The organism is Agrobacterium sp. SORGH_AS_0440 (assembly GCF_031453135.1).
Taxonomy (GTDB): Bacteria; Pseudomonadota; Alphaproteobacteria; order Rhizobiales; family Rhizobiaceae; genus Agrobacterium; species Agrobacterium pusense.
On record NZ_JAVIYR010000002.1, the window covers coordinates 2177030 to 2201427 of the forward strand.

Sequence of the window (24398 nt, forward strand, 5' to 3'; positions counted from 1 at the left end):
CGAACGGTAGCATTCGCATACGGAATGTCGAGATCAATTTTGCCGACATTCCGAAGCTTTTTTGTATACGATTATGATGACGCGCGAGTCAGGCAATCTTGCGGGCGGAAACGCGGCCCATGGGATGAAGCGAGTGCACCCGGAAAGGCGCTCCCGGCTCATCCTCGATGAAGAGCGCAAGGCTGGAAAATTGCAGGGACCGGGACAGCAGCGGCTCGAACACCTTGCGCACGGCCCGCTCGATCCTCTGGCTGCTGGCAGGTTCCACACCGCCGGTCAACGACATCTGGAACCGGAACTCGTCCATCACATGCGGGCTGCCCCAGCGGTGCAGATTGGTGAGCTGCGAGGCCGACAGCCGGTCCGGATCGGCACGCTCGATCTCCGCCTCTGTGAGAGGCGCCCGGTAACGGTCGAATTCCTGCACGACGCGGGCCGCGAAAAAATGCAGCACTTCACAGGGCCGTTCGGGGACGAGGCTGAAGACATTGTCATGCCTCGCCACCACAAGTTGCGGCAACGGAAAGGGTTCCTGCCTGCCGGAAAAATACATCAGGTCGCGCAGGAGCGCCGCTTCGGACTGACCCTCGGCAAGGCGGAAAGGAGCCTTGATGGTGCCATGGAAACCATACCGACGCGGCAGGGCCGTGTGATAGGAAATCTCCTGCATGCCAAGATCGATCATACCGGGCGGCTCAACCGCCTGACCGGAATAGGCATCGCGCCCCAGCCACGCAGCGGCTACCTGCGTCAGGGGGTCATTGGGGGAAGGCGTGAAATGAATGGCGTATCGCATGCGCTGTCACCTCGCCGCAAAAGCGGACAAACCTGCCTCGTTGCAGGCCAGCAAATAAGTGATTTGCGTGACAGATTAACGACGTAAGCGGTCTGGTCAGAACTTTCCGATGCCCGCCATGGCTATGTTCACGTGTTCTTGAAGCTGGAAACTCCGTGGCACGTCCGGTGCCTTTCCGCAGACGGCCTGTAGCGCGGCATCGGCAAGAGAATGGGCAAGACCGAAGCTCACCTTGAAGCCGCCCGTCAATGCCACAAGCTTCGGGTGACCGGCAACCGTTCCCACCATGGGGTCTCTGCCCGCAGCCTTCGGCCGCAGCCCGGCCCAGCGTTCGAGAACCGGCGCCCCGCCAAGGCAGGGGACAATCGCAGCCGCATCCGCAAGCAGTTTTTCCAGCTTCTCATCCGTATCGAATGGGTCGGAAAAACAATCTTCGCTGGTACTGCCGATGGCGACCGTTCCGTCTTCGTGCGGCACGATGTAAAGACCGTTCAGGAACACCACAGGCATGGCCGGATCGACTGCCGCGTCGAGCAGCGCCGCCTGCCCCTTCACCGGCTGCCCGAGCACCAGGCCGGTGTCGAGACCCAGTGCGTCCCGGATCAGGGGAAAGGATCGATGTCCGTTGGCGATCACGGCGTGGCCGAACACGACCTCGTCACCCGAAGACAGCGCCGCCCGGCCTGTCTCCGCGTCAAGCGAAAGGACGCGGCAACCCTTGATCAACCGCACATGCCGCGCCTTGCCGAGAAATGCCGAAAGAAGCGCAATCATTGCACGCGGAGCCACCCGCGCCGCCAGCGTATCGAACACGAAACCCGCTGCGCCAGCCGCGTCATCCACCCAGCCCGCAACCGCAGGGCTGTCACCGACATGCCAATGGAACCGGCGCTCACCCGAGACCCAGTTCTCCTGCGCATCCCTTTCATGCCGCTCGGCGATGGGACGCAGATGCGGCTTCGGCAATGGGATGATCCGGCCAGAGCGGCGATAACCGGCGGAAAGCCCCGTTTCCGCCTCCAGCCCGGCGATCTCTTTTTCCAGCGCCACGAGGGCGGCGAACTGGAACTGCTTCTTGTCCGACCAGCGGTCCGGCATATGAGGCATCAGCGCGCCGAGCAGCCCGCCACTCGCGCCGCCACCGGGGTGGTCCGCCTCCACCAGCAACGTATCGATGCCGAGCCGTTCCGCCTTAACCGCAGCCCATAGACCCATGATACCACCCCCGACGATCAGGAGAGGGACGGAAGCAGGCAAAGGCGTTCTTGGTGATTGACCCTGTTCGAAAGCGGGATTATCGGCTTTAGCCATGAAAGATTCCAACGACACTATCAGAGAGACTGGCGCACAGGCCGGTTCGGCAACCGGCGAAACCCACACTGCACTCGACTGGCGTGACGGGGATATGCCCTATTCGCTGGCTTTTGACGACCATTTTTATTGCCAGACGGATGGCAGGCTGGAATGTGGCCACGTCTTCCTGTCAGGAAACGGCCTGCCGCAACGCTGGCGGGAACGCGAAGGCGTCTTCCGCATCGGGGAACTGGGCTTCGGCACCGGGCTCAATCTGTGCGAGACATGGCGCCAATGGAAAGAGGTCCGCAACGGCCGCTCCACGTTGCATTTCATCTCCTTCGAACTCTACCCGATGAAGGCGGACGAGATCGGCCGGGCACTTTGCCGCTGGCCGGAGGTGGACGCCGAACGCAGGGCGCTCACCGCCCTCTGGCCCGCCGAACCGAAGGGGAAGGTGGAGATTGAACTCGATGGTGAAACACGCCTGACGGTGGTCTGCGGCGAGGCGCTCGCCGGTATTTCCAACAGCCACGAAACCTTCGATGCCTGGTTCCTGGATGGTTTCGCACCTGCGCGCAACCCGGACATGTGGTCGCTGGAGATCATGCAGGCACTGTTCGCCAGGACGGCGCCGGCAGGCACCTTCGCCACCTATGCCGCCGCAGGCTTCGTCCGCCGCAATCTCATCGCCGCCGGTTTTGATGTGGAACGACGCAAGGGTTTCGCAGGAAAACGGGAAATGCTCTGCGGCACCAGGCCCCCGGTTTGACCAAAACGACATCAGCGACCGGTTGCGTCATCAGATACCCGACGCGGAATATCTTCACCCAGCCACTGGGCGATCTTGTCTTCGAGAATTTCGGGGCTGATGGGCTTCGACAGATAATCGTCCATGCCGGCCTGCAGGCATAGATCGCGGTCAGCATCCTGCGTATGGGCCGTCACGCCAATGATCGGCACATGCCGGCCTTCGGCGGCCGCAAGTTCGGCCGTCCGGATCGCCTGCGTTGCTTGATGCCCGTTCATGACAGGCATGGAGACATCCATGAGGATGATCGCGGGATTATATTCCTCCCACGCCTGAACGGCCTTTTTCCCATTGCCGACGATCAGGAACCGCAGACCCGTCTGCTGCAAAATCTGCGTGAAAACAATCTGGTTGACGTCATTGTCCTCGGCCACCAGCACATCGATCAGGCTGGGCCGCAGCCGGACGGAAACTGTCGGCACCTCTGCCCGCCGCTTCTTTTCTGAAGCAGGACCTTCCGGCCGGGACGAACCGCCGTCCGAGACACCTGCGAAAGCTTCCGGCCGCGCGCGTTTCAGCCGCACGTCGCGCACCACGTCGAACAGGGTGGAGCGCAACAGCCGCGCCCGCGCGGGCTTCATCAAATGGGCCTGCACGTTGAGATCGGTAAAGAGCGTCTCGTCACCCACGACATCCATGGACGTGAGGAAAATGATGGCGATGTCGTCGAAACGGCGATCCGCCCTGATCCGCTCCACGACGTCCAGGCCGTTCATGACAGGCATGTGATAATCAAGAATGATGGCGTCGATCGAAAGACCCACCGCTGCGGCTTCCTGCAGCACTGCAAGGCCCGTGGGCCCACCCTCGACGGCATGGCCGTCTATGCCCCAGCTTTGCAGCTGCTCCGTCAGGATGCGCCGGTTGACATCGTTGTCATCGATGACGAGCACCCGGATATTTTCGATCGCCACCGAAAGAGGTGGGACATCCCTCCGCCTTTCGGTCATCTGAAACGGGATGTTGACCTCGAAACTCGACCCCTTGCCCACTTCGCTGACGACATCGATCTTGCCGTTGAACAGCCCGACAAGGCCGACGGTGATCGCCAGGCCGAGCCCGGTTCCTTCGTGACGGCGCGTGGCGGAACTATCGACCTGGCTGAACTTGTCGAAGATCGTCTCCAGCTTGTCGGAGGGAATACCGATCCCGCTGTCTTCGACACGCAGCGACAGGATAGCCTCCGAAGCTTCCGCTGACTGCGCAGAAAGCTCCACCAGCACATGGCCGGTTTCGGTGAACTTGACGGCATTCCCGACGAGGTTTGTAACAATCTGGCGGAAGCGTCCGGCGTCACCGATGACCTTGCCGAACACCGACTGATCGATCCGCACCACCAGCTCTATGTTCTTCTCCAGCGCCGCCGAGGACAGGAGCGAAACCACATCCTCAACGGCTTCCGCCGGATCGAAAGATACGCTGCGCAGTTTCATCTGCCCGGCTTCGATCTTGGAGAAATCGAGGATGTCATTGATAATCGTCAGAAGCGCATTGCCTGACTTGACGATGATGTCGGTGAAAGTCTTCTGGCGCGTATCGAGGTTGGATTTGGCCAGAAGCTCCGCCATGCCAAGCACGCCGTTCATCGGCGTGCGGATCTCATGGCTCATATTGGCCAGAAATTCCGATTTGGCGCGGTCCGCCGCTTCCGCCCGCGAAAGCAGACGTTGCAATTCGCCTTCGCGCATCTTCATCTCGGTCACGTCGGTGACGATCACGAGCCAGTAATTGCCGGAACTGTTGGTGGCTTCCAGGTTGAGCCAGCTCTTGCCGGCGACATGGATTAGCCAGGAGAACGGCCGGTTGGCGGCAATGTTGTCTTTCCAGGCATTAAGCATCGCGGCCGCTTCCTCGGCCGTGCCGAAATCTCCGCGCGCGGCACAATGGGCGAAGAAGCCGGACCAGTCGCGATCCTTTTCCAGCAGCTCGGGCGGCACATCGAACATCCGCGCCATCGCCTCGTTGGACATGATGATCGTGCCCTGCTCCACCAGCACCAGGCCCTGCGCCATAGCGCGCGTCGCGCCCTGCATATATTCGCCGACGCGCTCCAGCTCGGCCTTCGCCTTGCTGATTTCGGCGTCGCGCATTCGCACATCCGTCACATCGGCATAGGTGCTGAGGATTTTTCCGCCTTCGAGGCGCGTTTTGGAGATGACGGTCACCTTGCCGCTTTTGCTGCGCACCTCGCGGGGGGCAAAGGCCTCATCCTTCAGGAGCCGCTGCGCCCGCTCGCTATAGACCTCGTCGAAAGGCCGATCGCCATAATCATAAAGGCCGCTATCGAAATTCATCCTCATGAATTCGCGATAGTCTTTGCCCACAAGTGATTTCTCGCCGCCGATTTCGCCCCAGACCTGGTAGAAGAACGGATTGACATATTCGATGACGAGATCGGCGCTGAGAAGCAGCACCCCCACGGGCAGCGCGTGAAGTACCGCTTCGAGCTGGCGATGCAGCGCCTCGGCTTCGGCCTGTGTCGCGATCAGCGCCTTCTCCCGCTCCTGCAGGAGGCTGACATCGGTGACGGAACCCACGAGGTAATATTCGTCATCCGGTGTCGCAACGCGGCCGAGCCGCGTGATGACGGGAATGGCTCGTCCGTTGCGCTGAGGCATGTTTCCCGTGCGTTCGAGCGCCTCCCCGGTCTGCAAGATCCGTTCGTTTTCCTGCTGGAACTGGGAGCCATTCTGCGGGAACATTTCGGATTCGGTCTTGCCGATATAGTCGGCGAGATTGCCGCCGAGAAATGCATCATAGGCGGCATTGGCATAGGTCAGCCGCCTGTCCTGATCCCTCAGGAAAACCCCCACCGGCAATTGTTCGAGGGCAGCGCGCAGCAACCAGGTCTCGCGGATCTGGGCGCTGAGAAGGGTCTCGTGCGCCTTGAACTCGGTCACATCGATGCGCAGGCCAACCAGCATGCCGTTTTCCAGCCGCTTGTTGACCATGCGCACCCAGCGGCCATCGGCGAACTGCTCCACCCTTTCGAGATAGGGCAGGGAAAAATCACGCAACTGCTCCCGCATCCAGCCTTCGAACGCAGGGTCGTCTTCTTTGACGCGACGATATCCGCTCGAAAAATAGAGCGCCTCCATCAGCGCCTCGAGCCGGATGCCCGGCTTCAGCTCGACCCCAAAACCGCTATAGAACTCCGCGAAACGGGCATTGCAATAAACCAGCCGGTTTTCCGCATCGTAGACGACGATGCCGGCATCGATGAAATCCATGAGGCCGCTACTGAACAGCAGGTCCGACGCCCCGCCGATGTCCGCCGTCCCCGTCAGAACGCCCAAGGGCATGTCTTCCACCGTTTCGAACAGGAACAGGCTGCCGTCATCATCGGTGAAGCGCTCGCAGCGAAGCGTGTATGGCAGGGAGGAAACCGAGGCATGGCAGGCGATCACCTCGTCCGTTGCAAAAACGAGTGAACGGCGCTCCCTGTCCTCCCGCTCCGCATCACGGATATCAGCCGAGAGGGAAAGGCTGGTGTGGCCTTCGAACGCCCTGAGGGGACGCCCCATCAACCGTGCGTAGGCGGCGTTGACCACGAGATAGCGCAGCTCGCTGTCCTTGATGCACGCGGGCAGGTTCAGGGCGGCCACAGCCCTGCAAGCCTTTTCCAGCAACCCGCTGCCCTCGGTCAATCGATACTCCACAGCGTGCAGTTTCACTTTTGTCGAATCAAATATTTCTAGATGACTCGCAAAAACGTTATGTGAGAAAATCTGTTTTTGCTATGCGCCCTGCCCGGCAATACACTTTTTTAACCATAATTATTCGCTGCGACTCAACTCTTCGGCCAGCTGGCGGCGGCGTTCCGCATGGCTGCCATGCGCCGTCCGGCAGCCATGTCATGAAACTATCGCTTGACTTTGGCGAGTAAAACGCCCACATGCCGGTCAAGCTTTCACCTTCGGCAGCCGCGTGAGCTGCAGCGTATGTTGAGAAGACTTGGTCCGAGAGAGACTTGGCCCGCATGAAGGAAAAGCGCAGAGAATACAGAAGACGGCATGTGCCGCACTGATGCGCAGAAAGTTATTCCAACCCACAAGTTCCCAATTCACGCGGGGTTCTTGACGCCGAAACCGCCGGACAGCAGCCCTGTTCCGGACGATTGGTTTTTGGCGCCCCGAAAGGCATTATATTGACCAGTTTTAGCGAACTCGGCCTCTCCGAAAAGATTGTTGCCAGCGTTACCCAGCTTGGCTACACAACCCCGACCCCCATTCAGGCAAAAGCCATCCCGCTGCTGCTCGAAGGCCGCGACCTGATCGGCCTCGCACAGACCGGTACCGGCAAGACCGCCGCTTTCGGCCTGCCGATCATCGAAATGCTAATGAAGCAGGCGGACCGCCCGGCAAACCGCACCTGCCGCACGCTCATCCTTGCCCCGACCCGCGAGCTGGTGAACCAGATCGGCGAAAACCTCCGCGCTTTCGTGAAGAAGACGCCGCTGCGCATCAACCAGGTGGTTGGCGGCGCATCGATCAACAAGCAGCAACTCCAGCTCGAAAAGGGCACGGACATTCTGGTGGCAACCCCCGGCCGCCTGCTTGACCTCATCGCCCGCAACGCCATCTCGCTCTCCAAGGTCACCTATCTGGTGCTGGACGAAGCGGACCAGATGCTCGACCTCGGCTTCATCCACGATCTGCGCAAGATCTCGAAGATGGTGCCCGCCAAGCGCCAGACGCTGCTCTTCTCCGCCACCATGCCGAAGGCGATCGCCGATCTGGCCCACAGCTACCTGACCGATCCGCTGAAGGTCGAAGTGACCCCGCCCGGCAAGGCAGCCGACAAGGTGGAGCAATATGTCCACTTTGTTGCCGGCAAGAACGACAAGACCGAGCTTCTGAAGAAGTCGCTCAACGAGAACCCGGATGGCCGCGCCATCGTATTCCTGCGCACAAAGCACGGTGCGGAGAAGCTCTACAAGCATCTCGAACATATCGGCTTCAAGGTCGCCTCCATCCATGGCAACAAGAGCCAGGGCCAGCGCGAGCGCGCCCTGAAGGGCTTCAAGGACGGCGAGATCAAGGTTCTGGTCGCAACCGACGTCGCGGCCCGCGGCATCGATATCCCGGCCGTGACGCACGTCTTCAACTACGACCTGCCGGAAGTACCGGACGCTTATGTCCACCGCATCGGCCGTACCGCCCGTGCCGGCCGCGACGGCATCGCCATTGCTTTCTGCGCACCGGACGAGACCCGCCTGTTGCACGACATCGAAAAGCTGATGAAGATCGATATTCCGGTTGCTTCTGGTGAACGCCCGGCCGGTCTTGCCAGCCCGACGCGCCCCAACAACAACCGCGGCGGACGCAATAACAATGGCGGCCAGCAGCGCGGCCCGCGCGAAGGCGGACGCCACAACGGCGAATCCCGCCCGTCTCGCCACCACGCGCCGCGCGATGCGGACAATGATCTTGAAGTCACATCCGACTTCAAGCGCGTGAAGCAGGCCGAAGGCGACGCAGGCCGCCCGGCTGGCCCGCGCAAGCATCGTCGTCCGGCCCGCAAGCCCGGCGGCAGCGGCGCCAACCGCCACGCCCCTGCCGGCGGCAACGGTCAGGAAAAACGCGCTTCCGGCAACGGCCATCGCGGCCGCAACCGTTAAGTCGTTCTGAATGGATTGAGGACGCCGCGGCATTGCCGGGCGTTTCTTCTCCCCGCCGGGGAGAAGACAAGCGGCACGCGCTCGCCAATAATTAAGCCCCGCAGCCACACCCGGTAGCGGGGCTTTTCTTCGCCTTCAGTTCCCCTGCGCGACCGGACGACGCCGTGACGGCAGGGTCATCGCCAGCACGCCCGCAATCACGCAGACGAGCCCACCCCACATGGCGGGCGTCGGCATTTCCCCCAGAAACGCCATGCCGATGGCGACCCCGACCGGCACCCTGAGATAGGCCTGCGAGGTGGTACCGACCGAACCGAGCGTCTGCATCAGCCGGAAATAGATCATGAAGGCGAGCGCGGTCGAAAACACACTAAGGCACAACAGCGCCGCCAGTGATGCCGCCGAAGGCGACAAGGTCCAGGGTCGGTCGACAATCAGGCTCACGGGCAGCAGCAGGACAGCACCGCAGATAAGCGAGCCGGCGGCCGGCATGATCGGATCGAGCCCTTTGAAATTTTTACTGAAAATGGCCGCGCAGGCATAAGAAAATGCCGCTGTCAGCACGGCGAGCTGGCTCCATATCGCCTCGCCCGCCCCATCAAGTGCCTCCATGCCGATAATGAGGCAAACGCCCGTCATGCCAGCAATCGTGCCGAACAGCTTGCGCCCGCTGACTGCCTCATGCCGGATCACGAGCGCCGTGAGAAGAAAGGTAAAGATCGGCGTCGTGGCATTGAGAATGACGGCGAGGCCGGCATCGATGCTCTGTTCAGCCCAGGCGATCAGCGTGAAGGGGAGAACGCTGTTGATACAGGCCTGAATGAAGAACAGCCGCCACGTCGCTAAATCCGTAGGCAAACGCAACCCGCGCAGCCGGATCACCGCGAAGAGCAGCAGACCGGCGATCATTGTGCGCGATGCGATGAAGGTAAGGGGCGGAATGGTCTCCACCCCGATCTTGATGAAAGTGTAGGATGCGGCCCACAGCGTGGACAACAGGGCCAGAAGCAGCAATTCGCGGGCGATGGGGTTCTCAGAGGACACGGATCGATTTCCAACTAGATTGAGGGTGACCCGTTCTTAACCGGAAAACAGGCGCCTATGCTTCGGCCGCGGCCGAAGTATCGATCCTGCTCTAAAAAGAAGCCCCGCGCGGCGTTGACCACGCGGGGTTTCGGCAAAACAAATCGATGTCCGGTCAGGCAGATCAGGCCCGGCGCTCATCCACCGAGAAAGCGCCCGGACCGGCCACGAACAGATAGAGGAAGATGAAGCAGAACAGGATGGCGGCATCACCCCCGTTGAGTGCCGGGAAGAAGCTCTTCGGCCCATGCGCGATGAAATAGGCAACCGCCATCTGGCCGGACAGGATGAATGCGACCGGACGCGTGAAAAGGCCGATCAGCACGAGAATGCCGCCGACGAATTCCAGAATCGCCGCCACCAGCAGCATCGTCGGCAGGGAGCCTTCCATCTGCGATGCCGGAAAACCGAACAGCTTCTGCGTTCCATGCGAAATGAAAAGCAGCGCCGTCATGATGCGCAGCGCCCCGAGTGCCTGTGGGCGATAGCGGGAGAGAGAATCGAAAATTGCCATGTTGATGTGTCCCCGTTGAAGTGGTGAAGCGCCGATAAGAGCGCGATGGCACGTTTATGGATACACCTCCGAAATAGCGGAAATCACGTTTCCGATATTGCAGAACTACCTAAAATACTCAAAACGCCATTTTCTACAAATAGTTGATTTCACCATAGAAAATTGACTTTCTTACAGAAAAATCAACTCAGGGCTTCAGACATTTTTTCGATCGCAACAGGCGGAAAAACCGTCCCGCCTCACGCCTGCAGCACCACCACCTTCGAACCGACAGGCACGCGGCTATAGAGGTCGATGATGTCGTGGTTCAGCATGCGGATGCAGCCGCTCGACATGGCGTGGCCGATGGACTGCGGCTGGTTGGTGCCATGCAGGCGGAACATGGTGTCGTTGCCGCCGCGATAAAGATAGAGCGCGCGGGCGCCAAGCGGATTGTTCGGGCCGCCGGGCATGCCGGCTGCGAATTTCAGATTGCGCGGATCGCGGCGCATCATGTTCGCGGTTGGTGTCCAGGATGGCCATTCCGCCTTGCGACCGATATAGGCGTCACCCTTCAGGGCAAGACCCTGGCGGCCTACACCGACGCCGTAGCGCATTGCGCGACCGTCGCCGAGAACATAATAAAGCCGCCGCGCCGGCGTATCCACAACCACCGTTCCAGCCGGATGGCGCGTATCATAGGCCACCTCCTGCCGGCGCAGTTCGGGCTTCACCTTATCGAGATGCATGGCGGGAAGCGGGAATTTTTCCTCCGGCTTCGCCGCGTAATCCAGCCTGTGCTGGCCGATGCCGGTGTTTGCGCAGCCAGCCAGAAACAGCGGCAATCCAAACAGAACACCACGACGTGAAATAGACATGTAACCCCCGCCAAATCATGTGATTAACGAGAGGTATAATTTTATGGTTAACAAACCCCTAATATGAGGTTGCAGTAATTAACCCGCCGCAACCGATGCGGCAGGTTTGCGATTGGCGAGATAAACGCCTGTCACCGCCAGAACCGTGCCTGCAATCATTGCAGGCGTCAGCGTCTCGCCGAAAAGCAGGGCGGCTTCCACCGCGGCAAGCGGCGGCACGAGATAGATCAGCGAAGCGGCGCGCGAAACCTGGCCGCGCCGGATCAGATAAAGAAGCAGCGCCACGGCCCCGATGGAAATCGCGCCGACAGACCAGGCGAGCGTGGCGGCAAGGCCGAGGCTCCAGTCCACATGCCCATCTTCCAGCAGAAACGCGAAGGGAACCGTTACCAGCAGCGCGCCGACATATTGCAGCGTTGCCACCGCCATGATGTTGCCGCCATGCACGTACTTCTTCTGGTAGAGCGTGCCATAGGTGACCGAGGTCATGCCCAGCACATTCACCGCCACGGCGTAAAGCGGCACCGACAGCCCGCCAGCACCCGCGGCCATGACCTTCGGCAGCACCGCGATGGCGATGCCGGCAAAGCCGATGAGCAGGCCGGCGCGCTGCAGCGGCGAAATCCTTTCGCCGATCATGAAACGGGCGGCCACCGCCGTCATCAGCGGCTGCAGGCCGGCGATAATGCCGCCGATCGCCGCCGGCACGCCCTGCCCTATCGCCCACCAGATCATGCCGAGATAAAGACCGTGCAGGAAGACGCCTGACAGGATCGCCCGGAAGATATCGACACGACTTTCGGGCCACTGGATGGACGAAAAGCGGCAGATCGCCCACAGCAAAACGCCCGCCAGAAGATAGCGCAGACAGAGGAAGGTCAGCGGCCCGGTATAATAGACCGCATATTTGGCGGTGACCCAGCCCGTCGACCAGAGAAAGACGAAGATGGCCGGAGCCAAACGGTCGAGCGACATAGGCGCATCCTCTGTGTAGCATGATGTCCGCTACCGGTGCGGAACAGACGGCGAATTGATATTTCTGCGGCTTCACGCGAACCGGCGAATAGTCGAGCCGGGTGTTCAGCATGGCGGTATCCGCATCCCGGCAAAAGGTCAAAGGCGTTTTGGTGATCACATCTTTCAGATTTTCTGATGCGACGCCGGACATTCATCAACCGAAAGCGAGCGAACAAAATTTATGCATTCGCCCACGGCGCAAACAGCGCCACCGCCCGCTTACACCGCTCGTCGCCCCGCAACCAATTTGCCGATGCCGCATTTATAGGCGGAAGCCGAAAAAACGCTTCTTTTTTAAAACTCTAGAGCGACAAAAAATCTTCTCGGGGAGGCCTGCATAGTTCTTGCATTGCATTTGTCGTTGTATTCATATGGCAAAAAAGGGGACATCGAAGTTGGCATTTGACGAAATGATAAATGCGGACAACACGCCGCGAAGCCCATATGAAAACTATAACGAATGGTACAGCCGGCAGGACAGGGCACACCTGATCCAGAAATCAAAAGACGCGGAAAACATCTTCAGAAAAACCGGCATTACTTTCGCAGTCTATGGCCACGCCGATAGTTCAGAAAAACTGATACCCTTCGATATTATCCCGCGCATCATCTCCGGCCGTGAGTGGCGCAAACTGGCCCAGGGCATCGAACAGCGTGTTCTCGCCCTCAATGCTTTCCTCGACGATATCTACCACAAACAGGAAATCATCCGCGCCGGGCGCATCCCCCGTGAGATCATCGAAAAGAACGAAGCCTTCCTGCCGGAAATGATCGGCTTCACGCCGCCTGGCGGGGTCTACACCCATATCGTCGGCACGGATATCGTCCGCACCGGCGAAGACCAGTTCTATGTTCTGGAAGACAATGCCCGCACGCCTTCCGGTGTCAGCTACATGCTGGAAAACCGCGAAACGATGATGCAGATGTTCCCGGAACTTTTCCATGAAAACCGCGTGCGACGGGTGGAGGATTACCCCTATCTGCTGCGCCAGTCGCTTGCCTCGCTTGCCCCTCCGGGCTGCACCGGCAAGCCGCGCGTCGCGGTGCTGACCCCCGGCATCTATAATTCCGCCTATTACGAGCACTCGTTCCTCGCCGACATGATGGGTGTGGAACTGGTGGAAGGTTCCGACCTTCGCGTCATGGACGGCAAGGTGAAGATGCGCACGACACGCGGTTATGAGGCCATCGACGTTCTCTACCGCCGCGTCGACGACGACTTCCTCGACCCGCTGACTTTTCGGCCGGATTCGGCGCTTGGCGTTCCCGGCATCATGGATGTCTATCGCGCCGGCAACATCACCATCGCCAACGCCCCCGGCACCGGCATTTCCGACGACAAGGCGATCTATTCCTACATGCCCGAGATCGTCGAATTTTATACCGGCCGCAAGCCGCTCCTAGAAAACGTGCCGACCTGGCGCTGTTCCGAGCCGGACAGCCTGAAATACGTTCTCGACAACCTTGCCGATCTCGTCGTCAAGGAGGTCCACGGTTCAGGCGGTTACGGCATGCTGGTCGGTCCCACCGCATCGAAAAAGGAACGGGCGCTGTTTGCCGAAAAGCTGAAAGCACGCCCATCCAACTATATTGCGCAGCCGACGCTGTCGCTCTCCACCGTGCCGATCATGGTCAAGAACGGCATCGCGCCGCGCCATGTCGATCTGCGTCCTTATGTGCTTGTTTCGGACAAGGTGCAGATCATTCCCGGCGGCCTGACCCGCGTTGCGCTCAAGCAGGGCTCGCTGGTGGTCAATTCCAGCCAGGGCGGCGGCACCAAGGATACGTGGGTACTGGAGGATTAAGCCATGCTGGGCAGAACGGCAAACGGGCTCTACTGGATGTTCCGGTATATTGAGCGCGCTGAAAACATCGCCCGGCTCATCGATGCGGGCCTGCGCGTTTCACTGACGCGCTCAGGCAGCGGCGACGAGGATTGGGACGGCGTGCTGCAAAGCGCGGGCGTGCACGAGGAATTCCTCGAAACACGCGAAAAGGTGACGGCGGCAAATGCTATCGATTATCTTCTTCGCGAGAAATCGAACCCATCCAGCGTCATGTCCTGCATCGAAGCGGGGCGCAACAATGCCCGCATGGTGCGCACGGCGTTGACGCGCGAGACATGGGAAGCCACCAACGAATTCTGGATCGAGCTGAAGAACATCCTCGGCCGCAAGCTCAACCATGCGGAACTGCCGCAGACCATCGACGTGATCAAACACCGCGCCGGTCTGGTGCGCGGCGCCTTCCACGGTTCAATGCTGCGCAACGATCTCTATAATTTCTCCCGTATCGGCACCTTCATCGAACGCGCCGACAATACGGCGCGCATTCTCGACGTCAAATATTACGTGCTGCTGCCAGCTGTGGCGCATGTCGGCTCATCGCTCGACAATGCGCAGTGGGAATCCATTCTGCGCTCGGTTTCGGCCCACCGTTCCTATGGCTGGGTCTATGATGCGGAATACAAACCGGCCAACATCGCCGACTTCCTCATTCTCAATGGACGCATGCCGCGTTCGCTTGCCTATTGTTACGAGAAGATCGCCAGCAACCTCAATTACATCGCCGAGGACTACAGCGAGCGGCACAAGGCACACGATACGGCGGAAAGCATCCGCGACAGTCTGCGCGCGACCACCATCGCCCGGGTCATGGACGAGGGCCTGCACGAGTTTCTGGAAAGATTCGTCCATCGCAACGGGCAACTGGGACAGGAAATAACGGAAGGCTACCGCTTCTATCAATGAGCGCGTAGACGGGGACAGCTTATGCGTCTGAAAATCACCCATACGACGGAATATGTCTATGACGAGCCGATGCCCTATGCCTTGCAGCGGCTGCGCCTGACACCGCAGACCGGCCCGAGCCAGACGGTGGAGGACTGGGATGTCTCGGTCGATGGCGCCACCGTGGAAGTGACCTATGACGACCATTTCGGCAATCGCGTCGCGCTGGTGGAAACGGAAGGCCCACAGCAGCGGGTCAAAGTGGTGGCGAGCGGCACGGTGAACACGCAGGACAAGGCCGGCGTGTTCGGTCACCACATCGGCAACGCGCCGCTCTGGCTCTTCCTGCGGGAAACGCCGCGGACCAAACCGGGAAAGCTGGTACGCGAACTGGTGAAGGTGAGCGTCGGCGAGAGCGAGCTTGCCCGCCTCCACAATCTCATGGAAAACATTCACGGCAAGGTGGAGTATGTTCCCGGCTCCACCGACATCGAAACCACGGCCGAAGCGGCACTGGAGGCTGGCAGGGGCGTCTGTCAGGACCACGCCCATATTCTCATTTCCGCTGCCCGGCAGATGGGCCTGCCTGCCCGTTATGTATCCGGTTATCTGATGATGGAGGCGGTGGAGGAACAAACCGCTACCCACGCCTGGGCCGAGGTGCATCTGCAGGGCCTTGGATGGGTCGGCTTCGACGCCGCCAACAATATCTGCCCCGATGACCGTTATGTCCGCATCGCATCCGGTCTCTGCTATCGCGATTGCGCGCCTATATCTGGCATGCGCATCGGCCCGGCCGGTGAGACGCTGAGCGTTTCAGTTACCGTGCAGCAATCGCAGAGCCAGAGCCAGTCCCAGAGCTGAGATCATGGCCGCCAGAGACGACGATACGATCGGTTTCTATACTGACAACGCAACCGCCTATACCACCCGCGGGCAGGCAGCAGACCGCCCGCATCTCAAGACATTTCTGTCGCAGTTGGAAAAAGGCGCGACCATCCTCGAACTTGGATGCGGCGGCGGGCAGGACAGCGAATATATGCTGGCAGCCGGTTTCGACGTGCATCCCACCGATGGAACGCCCGATATAGCGAAGGCTGCGGAAGCCCGACTCGGCATTCCTGTCAGGACATTGCTGTTCGAAGATATCGATGAGGTCGGACGCTATCACGGCATCTGGGCCAATGCCTGCCTGCTGCACGTGCCCCGCCCTGCCCTGCCGGGCATCATCGGCCGCATCCACACGGCACTGAAACAGGGCGGCATCTTTTATGCGAGCTTCAAGGCCGGAGAGGCTGAAGGACGCGATACGTTCGGCCGCTATTACAATTATCCGTCCAGGTCATGGCTGGAGGAGCTTTACGGGCAATATGACTGGACGGGCGTAGAGATCGAAGCCCGGCAGGGAAGCGGTTACGACAAGCTGCCGACAGACTGGCTGCATGTCACGGCCAAAAAGCACTGACCAACCGCGACAGGTTGACGGTTGCAAAAAGGCGCAGCACCCGTTTTAATCGCCGTTCTCAGTTGAAAGCATGATCCGGTTTATCCTTTTGGGACAAAACCGGCCGGGAGACGGCATTGTACAGCATTTCCGACTATCGCGACTGCCAGTCGCATGGACCCATCATAGCAGAAAGGGTCTGGACGGCCTGGTGGCAAGATAGCGGCCTCAAGGTGGGCGATGTCCTCGAGCACCTGAAAGAGATGACAAATCCTCACGCCCTCCCCACCGGTTTCGTCGCCCGTGATGGCGACGCCTATGTCGGCTCCGCTTTTCTCATTCATTGCGATCTCGAGGAGCGCCCGCACTATCTTCCCTGGGTCGCGGCCCTGTGGGTGGAAGAAGACCGCCGACGCTCTGGCGTGGCGCGCGCGTTGATGCAGGCCGCAACAAAAAGGGCCGCCGAACTCGGTCACGAGACGTGCTACCTCTGCTGCGAGGCAAGTCTTGAGGACTATTACCTCAACTGCGGCTGGACCATCCTCGAACGGGGCGTCGGCAAGCACGATCTTACGGTGCTGACCTACAAGACATGACGCCGCCCGCCGCCTACCCATCATTCCTCACCACATCTCGACCATAGGAGGCACCATGCAACCGCCAACAGCCATCATGGAAACCGCGATCTATGTGAATGATCTCGAAGCCGCCGAGGCTTTTTACCGCGATGTCTTCGGGCTGGAGATCATCCGCAAGGTGCCCGGAAGCTTCGTCTTTTTCAGGTGCGGGCGGCAGGTACTGCTGGTTTTCGACCCCGAGAAGTCGCGCAAGGCCGATCCCGATAATCCCATCCCTCGCCATGGCACGGCAGGTGAAGGCCACTTCTGCTTTTACGCAAGGGACAAGTCGGAGGTGGACGGCTGGAAAGCGCACTTCGAAACGCTCAGGATTCCTATCGAGCACTATCACCGCTGGCCGAATGATAGCTATTCCGTCTATATCCGCGACCCCTCCGGGAACTCGGTGGAAGTGGGAGAAGGCAAGCTCTGGGGATTTGAACAGGGCTGACCGCAAAGAAACAGGACGCCACCGTGAAGAACATCTATGTCGTAACTCATCCTCAGTCGGTCCACCATGTCGAGAACCGGGTCGGCGGCTGGTATGATACCGGACTGACGCCGCACGGCAGGACCGATGCCAGGGCGGCGGCTGCCAGACTGGCGACGCTGGTCGGTGGTGAGCCCGTGGAAATCTTCACCTCCGACCTGCTTCGCGCCTCGCAGACCGCAGAAATCATCGCGGAACGCTTCGGGCAGCGAATGGAGACCATGCGTGACTTGAGGGAAATGAGCTACGGTGAGGCCGAAGGCATGCCGCAGCAATGGCTCGATGAGCGTCAAATCCCGGCACCGCACCATAATCGCCTTGACCATCGTGGCGGTATTGCCGATGGCGAGACGAGACGCGAATTTGCTGAGAGGGTATATCGGACCGTGGACATGATCATCGCGCGGCCCTGCGCCACGCAGATCATCGTGACCCATGGCTTCGCCCTGACCTTCGTCATCGCGGCATGGATCAAGATGCCGATCGACAGCGCCGGTTATGTCAGCTTTCCGGCGCGCTCCGGCAGCATAACGCATTTGAAGGAAGACGATTACTGGCAGAACCGCGCCGTCGTTTCACTGGCGGATGTTTCGCATCTGACTAACGGTGATGGCTGACAAGAGCCCGCTTGAAAATCGTCCTCGCAAAGGGACGATTGGACACAAAACCTAAACTCTAGCGTCATCCTCGGGCTAGACCCGAAGATCCATGTGAGCGCCGGGTTGTGGATCCTCGGGTCAAGCCCGAGGATGACGTTGACAGGTGGGAATACTCCGAGACCACACCTCAACCCTTTACGTGCTACTTTCGCAGATCAGATCTGCCGAACCACGATCTCTTCTTCCGCATCGACCGCCAGCGGGTTCTTCAGCGGCAGGCCGAAACCGGCGGCTTCGATTTCGAAGACGTCGCCCGCTTCCGGCTTGATACCTTCGGCGAAGGAAAGTGTTGCCGTGCCGAACATGTGCACATGCACATCGCCAGGCGCACGGAACAGGCCATATTTGAAGTGGTGATATTCGAGGTTCGCGAAGGTATGGGACATGTTGTCTTCACCCGAAACGAACGGCTTTTCGAAGATGACCTTATCACCGCGACGGATGCGCGAGGTGCCGCGAATATCGGACGGCGGAGCTCCGACGCGAATTTCCGGGCCGAAGCTTGCCGGGCGCAGCTTGGAATGGGCGAGGTAGAGATAGTTGATCCGCTCGGTGACGTGATCGGAAAACTCGTTCGAGACGGCAAAGCCGATACGCACCGCTTCACTCTTGTCGGAAATCACGTAGATGCCTGCCATCTCAGGCTCTTCGCCGCCATCCAGCGCAAACGAAGGCGAGGTGAGCGCCGCACCGGGCGCTGCCGCCACATGGCCGTTGCCCTTGTAGAACCACTCGGGCTGAACGCCCTTTTCACCGGCCTTCGGCTTGCCGTTTTCCAGACCCATGCGGAACATCTTCATGGAGTCCGTCAGGCTTTCCTCGGCGGCTTCCGTGGTTTTCTTGTGCATGCTGTCGCGGGTCGCGGCCGAACCGAGATGGGTAAGGCCGGTGCCGGTCAGATGCAGATGGGCCGGATCGGGATGGGTGATCGGCGGCAGGAAGCGACCTTCGGCATAAGCCTTTTCAAGATCGACGGCATCGCCCAGACCATGCGCGGAAATGACATCTGCAAGGTTCTTGTCGCCATTGGCGGCTTCCATGGCAAGCGCATAAACGGACTCTGCGCCCTTGACTGCGCGTGCCTCTCCGCCTTCTTCGCGAACCGCTACGGTGATGTTGCCGCTGGCATCTTTAATCTGTGAAATGAGCACGGGATTTCCTTCCTCCGGCGCAGTGCGCCTTTATCTCTTCTACGCGGCGCCTTGCGCCTGCATCTTATGAAAGTGGCCGGAAACCGGCCACTTTTTGGACTGCGATAGGGGTGAGCCGATCAGCCCTTGTTCTTGTTGTAGACGTCGAAGAACACGGCGGCGAGCAGCACGAGGCCCTTGACCATCTGCTGGAAGTCGATGCCGAGACCGACGATCGACATGCCGTTGTTCATGACACCCATGATGAAGGCGCCAATGACCGCACCGGTGATCTTGCCAACGCCGCCGGATGCCGAAGCACCACCGATGAAGCAGGCCGCGATCACGTCAAGCTCGAAGCCCACGCCGGCCTTCGGCGTTGCCGAGTTGAGGCGGGTCGCGATGATCATGCCGGCGAGACCAGCCAGAACGCCCATGTTGACGAAGGTCAGGAAGCTCAGGCGTTCGGTGTTGATACCCGAAAGCTTGGTCGCCTTTTCATTGCCGCCCATGGCGTAAATGCGACGGCCGATCGTCGTGCGACGCGTCACGAAGCTGTAGAGCGCAACGAGAGCAAGCATCACGATCAGCACGTTCGGCAGGCCGCGATAGGTGGAAAGCTGGTAGCCAAGAAACAGGATCGCGGCCGAAATCAGCAGGTTCTGGGCGATGAAGAAACCGAAAGGCTCGACATCGATGCCATGCTTCACATTCACGACACGGCGACGCCATGCGAGATAGAACAGCACGACGGTAATCAGCACCGTCAGGATCATAGAGGTGGTGTTGAGACCTTCAATGCCGCCGATATCGGGCAGGAAGCCGGTGCTGATAATCTGGAAATCGGTCGGGAACGGACCGATGTTCTTGCCGCCGAGCACGAAGAGCGTCAGGCCGCGGAACACCAGCATGCCCGCCAGCGTCACGATAAAGGACGGAATGCGGTGATAGGCGATCCAGTAACCCTGGGCCGCACCGATGATGCCGCCGATGACGAGACAAATCAATGCCGCCAGAAAGGGGTTCATGCCCCATTGCACGGTCAGTATGGCCGCGATCGCGCCGACGAAGGCGACGATGGAACCGACCGAAAGGTCGATATGCCCGGCCACGATGACAAGCAGCATGCCCAGCGCCATGATGACGATGAACGAGTTCTGCAGGATGAGGTTGGTCAGGTTCACGGGGCGGAACAGGATGCCGCCGGTGTAGAACTGGAAGAAAACCATGATGGCGACGAGCGCGATCAGCATGCCATATTCGCGGATATTGGAGCGAATATAGGATGTGACCGAGACGACGTTACTTTCTTCGTTTGTTGTGTTTGCCGAACTCATGAGTTCTTCTCCCCTGAGCGCATGATAGCGCGCATGATGCTTTCCTGGCTCGCCTCTCCCTTCGGCAATTCAGCGACGATGCGGCCTTCGTTCATGACGTAGATGCGGTCGCAATTGCCGAGCAGTTCGGGCATTTCCGATGAGATCATCAGAACGCCTTTACCATCGGCAGCGAGCTGGTTGATGATGGTGTAGATTTCATATTTCGCGCCGACATCGATACCGCGGGTCGGTTCATCGAGGATCAGCACGTCGGGATTGGAGAACAGCCACTTGGAGAGCACAACCTTCTGCTGGTTGCCGCCCGAAAGGTTGACCGTTTCCTGAAAGATGCCCGACGAGCGGATGCGCAGGCGCGTGCGGAAATCGCTCGCCACCTTCATTTCCTTGATGTCGTCGATGATGCTGGCATTCGAGACGCCGGCAAGATTGGCGAGTGTGGTGTTGTGCAGGATGTTGTCGTTGAGCACGAGACCGAGATGTTTGCGGTCCTCCGTGACATAGGCAAGACCGGCATCGATTGCCTTGCGCACGGTGCTGACGTCAACTGGCTTGCCGTTGATCAGCACTTCACCGGTGATCTTGTGGCCATAGGACTTGCCGAACACGCTCATCGCAAATTCGGTGCGCCCTGCCCCCATCAGGCCGGCAATACCGACGACTTCGCCCTTGCGCACGGTGACGTTGATATCATGCAGAACCTGGCGGTCGCGGTGCTGCTGGTGATAGGCGTTCCAGTTCTTCACTTCGAGGATGGTTTCGCCGATCGGCACGTCGCGCGGCGGATAACGATCTTCGAGATCGCGGCCCACCATGTTGCGGATGATGACGTCCTCGCTGATTTCTTCCTTGTGACAGTCGAGCGTCTTCACGGTCATGCCGTCGCGCAGCACGGTGATCTGGTCGGCCACCTTGCGCACTTCATTCAGCTTGTGGGTGATGATGATCGAGGTCATGCCCTGCTTGCGGAATTCCATCAGCAGGTTCAACAGCGCCTCGGAATCGCTTTCGTTCAGCGAAGCGGTCGGCTCATCAAGGATAAGCAGCTTCACGCTTTTCGACAGCGCCTTGGCGATTTCGACCAGCTGCTGCTTGCCGACGCCAATATCGGTGATCAGCGTCTCCGGTGATTCCTTCAGGCCCACTTTCTTCAGAAGTTCGCGGGTACGATTGAAGGTCTCCTGCCAGCTGATCACGCCGTTCGAGGCGACCTCGTTGCCAAGGAAGATGTTTTCCGCAATCGACAGGAGCGGCACGAGCGCCAGTTCCTGGTGAATGATGATGATACCAATATCTTCACTGTCGTTGATGGCGCGAAAGTTTCGCACTGCGCCTTCATAGTGGATTTCGCCCTCATAGGTGCCGGCGGGGTAAACACCGGAAAGGACCTTCATCAAGGTCGACTTTCCCGCGCCGTTCTCACCGACGAGTGCGTGGATCTCACCTTCCTTAACCTTGAGGTTGACGTTCTCAAGCGCTTTCACGCCCGGAAACGTCTTGGTGATGTTCCGCATTTCGAGAATGGTATTGGCCATATCGCAATCCAGCGCCCGATTAATTCCGGCGTTTTTATTTTTATGGAAAAACGGGGATGACGCCAAGCCATCCCCGCATGTGTATCAGGCTTATTTCAGCTGGTCTTCCTTGTAGTAACCGCCATCGACGAGAACCTGCTTGTAGTTCTCCTTGGTTACTGCAACCGGCTTCAGCAGGTAGGACGGAACAACCTTGACGCCATTTTCATAGGTCTTGGTGTCGTTCACTTCAGGCTCCTTGCCCTGCATAACGGCATTCACCATGTTCACGGTAACCTTCGCGAGTTCGCGGGTGTCCTTGAAGATGGTGGAATACTGTTCGCCGGCAATGATCGACTTCACGGACGGGATTTCAGCGTCCTGACCGGAAACGACCGGCAGCGGCTGATCCTTCGTGCCATAACCAACGCCCTTCAGCGAGGAGATGATGCCGATGGAAAGACCGTCATAAGGCGACAGAACGGCGTCAACCTTGGCGTCGGTGTAGTAGGCCGAGAGAAGGTTGTCCATGCGGGCCTGGGCCGTTGCCGGATCCCAGCGCAGCGTGCCGACCTTGTCCATGCCGGTCTGGCCGGACTTCACGACGAGCTTGCCGCTGTCGATGTAAGGCTGGAGAACAGACATAGCGCCGTCGTAGAAGAAGAAGGCGTTGTTATCATCAGGGGAGCCGCCGAAGAGTTCGATGTTGAACGGACCCTTGCCATCCTTCAGACCAAGCTTGTCGACGATCGAAGTCGCCTGCAGAACGCCAACCTGGAAGTTGTCGAAGGTGGCGTAGTAGCTGACGTCGCCGCTGTTGCGGATCAGGCGGTCATAAGCGATGACCTTGATGCCCTGCTCGCCGGCCTGCTTCAGCACGTCCGACAGCGTGGTGCCGTCGATCGAGGCGATCACGAGGACCTTGACGCCCTTGGTGACCATGTTTTCGATCTGGGAAAGCTGGTTCGGAATATCGTCGTCGGCATACTGCAGGTCGGTCGTGTAACCAGCTTCCTGAAGCTGCTTGACGATGTTGTTGCCGTCATCGATCCAGCGCGCGGAAGACTTGGTCGGCATGGCGATGCCAACAGCGCCCTTGTCCTGTGCGAAAGCCGGCACTGCGAAAGACGCAGCACCGATGGCACAAGCTGCCATCAGCGAAATAATGGACTTCATTAACTCTCTCCCTTGAGCCCTTCTCTGGACCCGCATGTTGCGGTGCACCAGGAAATTCATGCCGTCAGAGGAAGAAGCCGCGCCCTGCTCGCTCCCTTTTCGCAATTGCGAAATGGAACAGCTGCCGCTCCTCCCCGGCATTCCGCAAATTGTTCTGAATCCATATAACTGTCAAATAGAATAAATCAGTTTCCATATATCAATTATGATATATTAAATCGATACAAAAACCGATGAGGGGTATAAAATCGCGAATGAGCAACCAGAAAGTGTATGAGCAGGCGCAAACAACGGATGCCCTTTTTGTCTTTGAAGACAACCCGTTGCTGCGGGCCGGATTGAAGATGAGCCACCTGCGCATGCTGGTCATGATCGAGGAGCACGGGCAGGTCAGCGCGGCTGCCGCCGCCATGAACATGACGCAGCCGGCGGCCTCGCGCATGCTCTCGGAAATGGAAGCGATCGTCAAATCGCCGCTCTGTCAGAGAGCATCGCGCGGTGTGGTTCTGACGAAGTTCGGCGAGGCGCTGGCGCGACGGGCGCGCACCATATTGCTGGAGCTGCGTGAGGCGAGTCGCGAACTCAATCAGATGAAGTCCGGCAGCGGCGGATCCGTTTTCATCGGCGCGGTGACCGCGCCCGCCATCAGCCTCGTGGTTCCCGCCATAAGACGGGCCATGGACACCTATCCCGGCATTGAAATCAATGTTCAGGTGGAGAGCAGCAACGTGCTGGCGCGGGAATTGCTGGCTGCGCGCCACGATTTCATCATCGGCCGCATACCGGATGACTTTGATCCAGGCCTGTTCTCCATCCACGAAATCGGCATTGAGCGCGCCTGTCTGGTGGTGCGCGAAGGTCACCCGCTTCTGGGCGGCGATCCCGTCACCCTGCAGGATCTTTCCGGTTACGACTGGGTGTTCCAGCCCCCTGGCGCGCTTTTGCGGCGCACCATGGAGGATGTCTTCCTTACCCACGGCGTCGCCATGCCGCGCAACGTCATCAACACGCCATCCGTGGTTCTCACGCTTGCGCTTGTCTGCAACACCGATGCCATTGCGCCGATTGCGCAGGACATGGCCGAATTCGTGGCCGGCCAGCGGGCCGATATCGGCCGGACCCGCATATTGCCGACGGATTTCGAACTGGTCGTCAAGCCCTACAGCATCATCACCACCAAGGGGCGCGTCCTGCCGCCCAGCGCCCGCCTGCTTTACGATCTGGTGCTGGATGAAAGCCGCAAGCTGACTGCCCAGTGACGGCGGCAAGCCAGACGCCACCTTCATCCGCTACAAGGGCCGGAAATCGTGA

21 protein-coding genes are annotated in these 24398 nt (G+C 59.5%); 10 read left to right on the plus strand and 11 right to left on the minus strand.

Translation table 11 applies throughout. From position 1 onward, the window contains the following. Positions 1-88: 88 nt before the first annotated feature. Positions 89-796, minus strand: a complete 708-nt coding sequence (locus QE453_RS19960; protein ID WP_004443119.1) for a DUF1045 domain-containing protein — start codon at positions 794-796, stop codon at positions 89-91. Between the two features lie 96 nt (positions 797-892). Further along, positions 893-2107 carry an FAD-binding oxidoreductase gene (locus QE453_RS19965; RefSeq protein WP_034498736.1) on the minus strand — a complete coding sequence of 405 codons (1215 nt, stop codon included), beginning with the start codon at positions 2105-2107 and terminating at the stop codon, positions 893-895. On the opposite strand from QE453_RS19965, the gene mnmD reads away from it, so the two are divergent. Further along, complete coding sequence (gene mnmD / locus QE453_RS19970; protein WP_022556762.1) at positions 2106-2861, plus strand: tRNA (5-methylaminomethyl-2-thiouridine)(34)-methyltransferase MnmD; 756 nt, start codon at positions 2106-2108, stop codon at positions 2859-2861. The two genes, QE453_RS19965 and mnmD, sit on opposite strands and share 2 nt — an antisense overlap. An 11-nt stretch (positions 2862-2872) precedes the next feature. Here the strand turns inward: mnmD and QE453_RS19975 are convergent, their stop codons facing one another. Further along, positions 2873-6547, minus strand: a complete 3675-nt coding sequence (locus QE453_RS19975) for a response regulator (protein WP_309777808.1) — start codon at positions 6545-6547, stop codon at positions 2873-2875. Between the two features lie 500 nt (positions 6548-7047). On the opposite strand from QE453_RS19975, the gene QE453_RS19980 reads away from it, so the two are divergent. Next, positions 7048-8520 carry a DEAD/DEAH box helicase gene (locus QE453_RS19980; RefSeq protein ID WP_004443127.1) on the plus strand — a complete coding sequence of 491 codons (1473 nt, stop codon included), beginning with the start codon at positions 7048-7050 and terminating at the stop codon, positions 8518-8520. Between the two features lie 135 nt (positions 8521-8655). On the opposite strand, the gene QE453_RS19985 is transcribed toward QE453_RS19980, so the two are convergent. From QE453_RS19985 to QE453_RS20000, 4 genes are all read right to left on the minus strand, one after another. Further along, a complete protein-coding gene (locus QE453_RS19985) occupies positions 8656-9564 on the minus strand; it encodes a DMT family transporter (protein WP_072494740.1) in 909 nt (302 codons plus the stop codon). A gap of 163 nt (positions 9565-9727) precedes the next feature. Further along, positions 9728-10117: a DoxX family protein gene (locus QE453_RS19990; RefSeq protein ID WP_004443130.1), complete on the minus strand. Its 390-nt coding sequence runs from the start codon at positions 10115-10117 to the stop codon at positions 9728-9730. A 239-nt stretch (positions 10118-10356) separates the two neighbouring features. Next, on the minus strand, positions 10357-10974 hold the full coding sequence (locus QE453_RS19995; RefSeq protein ID WP_004443131.1) for a L,D-transpeptidase: 618 nt from the start codon (positions 10972-10974) through the stop codon (positions 10357-10359). Positions 10975-11052: 78 nt separating this feature from the next. Next, a complete protein-coding gene (locus QE453_RS20000) occupies positions 11053-11949 on the minus strand; it encodes a DMT family transporter (RefSeq protein ID WP_278066954.1) in 897 nt (298 codons plus the stop codon). A 437-nt stretch (positions 11950-12386) separates the two neighbouring features. Here QE453_RS20000 and QE453_RS20005 point away from each other — a divergent pair, with 437 nt between their 5' ends. The 7 genes from QE453_RS20005 (at position 12387) to QE453_RS20035 (ending at position 17888) form a co-directional block, all read left to right on the plus strand. Next, a complete protein-coding gene (locus QE453_RS20005; RefSeq protein WP_006699591.1) occupies positions 12387-13796 on the plus strand; it encodes a circularly permuted type 2 ATP-grasp protein in 1410 nt (469 codons plus the stop codon). 3 nt (positions 13797-13799) lie between these two features. Then, entirely contained in the window at positions 13800-14741 is a 942-nt protein-coding gene (locus QE453_RS20010) for an alpha-E domain-containing protein (RefSeq protein ID WP_004443135.1), read from the plus strand. A 21-nt stretch (positions 14742-14762) separates the two neighbouring features. Further along, on the plus strand, positions 14763-15584 hold the full coding sequence (locus QE453_RS20015; RefSeq protein ID WP_004443136.1) for a transglutaminase family protein: 822 nt from the start codon (positions 14763-14765) through the stop codon (positions 15582-15584). 4 nt (positions 15585-15588) lie between these two features. Then, positions 15589-16185 (plus strand): bifunctional 2-polyprenyl-6-hydroxyphenol methylase/3-demethylubiquinol 3-O-methyltransferase UbiG, encoded by a 597-nt coding sequence (locus QE453_RS20020; RefSeq protein WP_022556769.1) that lies wholly within the window; start codon positions 15589-15591, stop codon positions 16183-16185. Positions 16186-16301: 116 nt separating this feature from the next. Further along, positions 16302-16760, plus strand: coding sequence for a GNAT family N-acetyltransferase (locus QE453_RS20025; RefSeq protein WP_309777811.1), 459 nt, complete (start codon positions 16302-16304; stop codon positions 16758-16760). Positions 16761-16815: 55 nt separating this feature from the next. Continuing rightward, the gene (locus QE453_RS20030) at positions 16816-17232 is read left to right on the plus strand and encodes a VOC family protein (protein WP_309777813.1); all 417 of its coding nucleotides are present in this window, start codon (positions 16816-16818) and stop codon (positions 17230-17232) included. A gap of 23 nt (positions 17233-17255) precedes the next feature. After that, positions 17256-17888, plus strand: coding sequence for a histidine phosphatase family protein (locus tag QE453_RS20035; RefSeq protein ID WP_309777815.1), 633 nt, complete (start codon positions 17256-17258; stop codon positions 17886-17888). 197 nt (positions 17889-18085) lie between these two features. Here QE453_RS20035 and araD1 read toward each other — a convergent pair whose 3' ends face one another. From araD1 to chvE, 4 genes are all read right to left on the minus strand, one after another. Further along, the gene (gene araD1, locus QE453_RS20040) at positions 18086-19081 is read right to left on the minus strand and encodes a 2-keto-3-deoxy-L-arabinonate dehydratase AraD1 (protein ID WP_309777817.1); all 996 of its coding nucleotides are present in this window, start codon (positions 19079-19081) and stop codon (positions 18086-18088) included. 119 nt (positions 19082-19200) lie between these two features. Further along, the gene (gguB, locus tag QE453_RS20045; RefSeq protein ID WP_004443145.1) at positions 19201-20397 is read right to left on the minus strand and encodes a sugar ABC transporter permease GguB; all 1197 of its coding nucleotides are present in this window, start codon (positions 20395-20397) and stop codon (positions 19201-19203) included. Then, complete coding sequence (gene gguA, locus QE453_RS20050; RefSeq protein WP_022556773.1) at positions 20394-21932, minus strand: sugar ABC transporter ATP-binding protein GguA; 1539 nt, start codon at positions 21930-21932, stop codon at positions 20394-20396. Before gguA ends, gguB begins: the two co-directional genes overlap by 4 nt. A gap of 90 nt (positions 21933-22022) precedes the next feature. Continuing rightward, the gene (gene chvE, locus QE453_RS20055) at positions 22023-23087 is read right to left on the minus strand and encodes a sugar ABC transporter substrate-binding protein ChvE (RefSeq protein ID WP_004443148.1); all 1065 of its coding nucleotides are present in this window, start codon (positions 23085-23087) and stop codon (positions 22023-22025) included. A gap of 254 nt (positions 23088-23341) precedes the next feature. Here chvE and QE453_RS20060 point away from each other — a divergent pair, with 254 nt between their 5' ends. Further along, positions 23342-24346, plus strand: coding sequence for a LysR family transcriptional regulator (locus QE453_RS20060; protein ID WP_004443150.1), 1005 nt, complete (start codon positions 23342-23344; stop codon positions 24344-24346). The last annotated feature ends 52 nt before the right edge of the window (positions 24347-24398 follow it).

Bases quoted from the DNA above. Each gene is read 5' to 3' on its own strand.
- QE453_RS19995 (WP_004443131.1), bottom strand. From the start codon at position 10,974: ATGTCTATTTCACGTCGTGGTGTTCTGTTTGGATTGCCGCTGTTTCTG.
- chvE (WP_004443148.1), bottom strand. From the start codon at position 23,087: ATGAAGTCCATTATTTCGCTGATGGCAGCTTGTGCCATCGGTGCTGCG.
- QE453_RS19965 (WP_034498736.1), bottom strand. From the start codon at position 2,107: ATGGCTAAAGCCGATAATCCCGCTTTCGAACAGGGTCAATCACCAAGA.
- gguB (WP_004443145.1), bottom strand. From the start codon at position 20,397: ATGAGTTCGGCAAACACAACAAACGAAGAAAGTAACGTCGTCTCGGTC.
- QE453_RS19990 (WP_004443130.1), bottom strand. From the start codon at position 10,117: ATGGCAATTTTCGATTCTCTCTCCCGCTATCGCCCACAGGCACTCGGG.
- QE453_RS20015 (WP_004443136.1), top strand. From the start codon at position 14,763: ATGCGTCTGAAAATCACCCATACGACGGAATATGTCTATGACGAGCCG.
- QE453_RS20000 (WP_278066954.1), bottom strand. From the start codon at position 11,949: ATGTCGCTCGACCGTTTGGCTCCGGCCATCTTCGTCTTTCTCTGGTCG.
- gguA (WP_022556773.1), bottom strand. From the start codon at position 21,932: ATGGCCAATACCATTCTCGAAATGCGGAACATCACCAAGACGTTTCCG.
- QE453_RS20030 (WP_309777813.1), top strand. From the start codon at position 16,816: ATGCAACCGCCAACAGCCATCATGGAAACCGCGATCTATGTGAATGAT.
- QE453_RS20020 (WP_022556769.1), top strand. From the start codon at position 15,589: ATGGCCGCCAGAGACGACGATACGATCGGTTTCTATACTGACAACGCA.
- QE453_RS19960 (WP_004443119.1), bottom strand. From the start codon at position 796: ATGCGATACGCCATTCATTTCACGCCTTCCCCCAATGACCCCCTGACG.
- mnmD (WP_022556762.1), top strand. From the start codon at position 2,106: ATGAAAGATTCCAACGACACTATCAGAGAGACTGGCGCACAGGCCGGT.
- QE453_RS20010 (WP_004443135.1), top strand. From the start codon at position 13,800: ATGCTGGGCAGAACGGCAAACGGGCTCTACTGGATGTTCCGGTATATT.
- QE453_RS20060 (WP_004443150.1), top strand. From the start codon at position 23,342: ATGAGCAACCAGAAAGTGTATGAGCAGGCGCAAACAACGGATGCCCTT.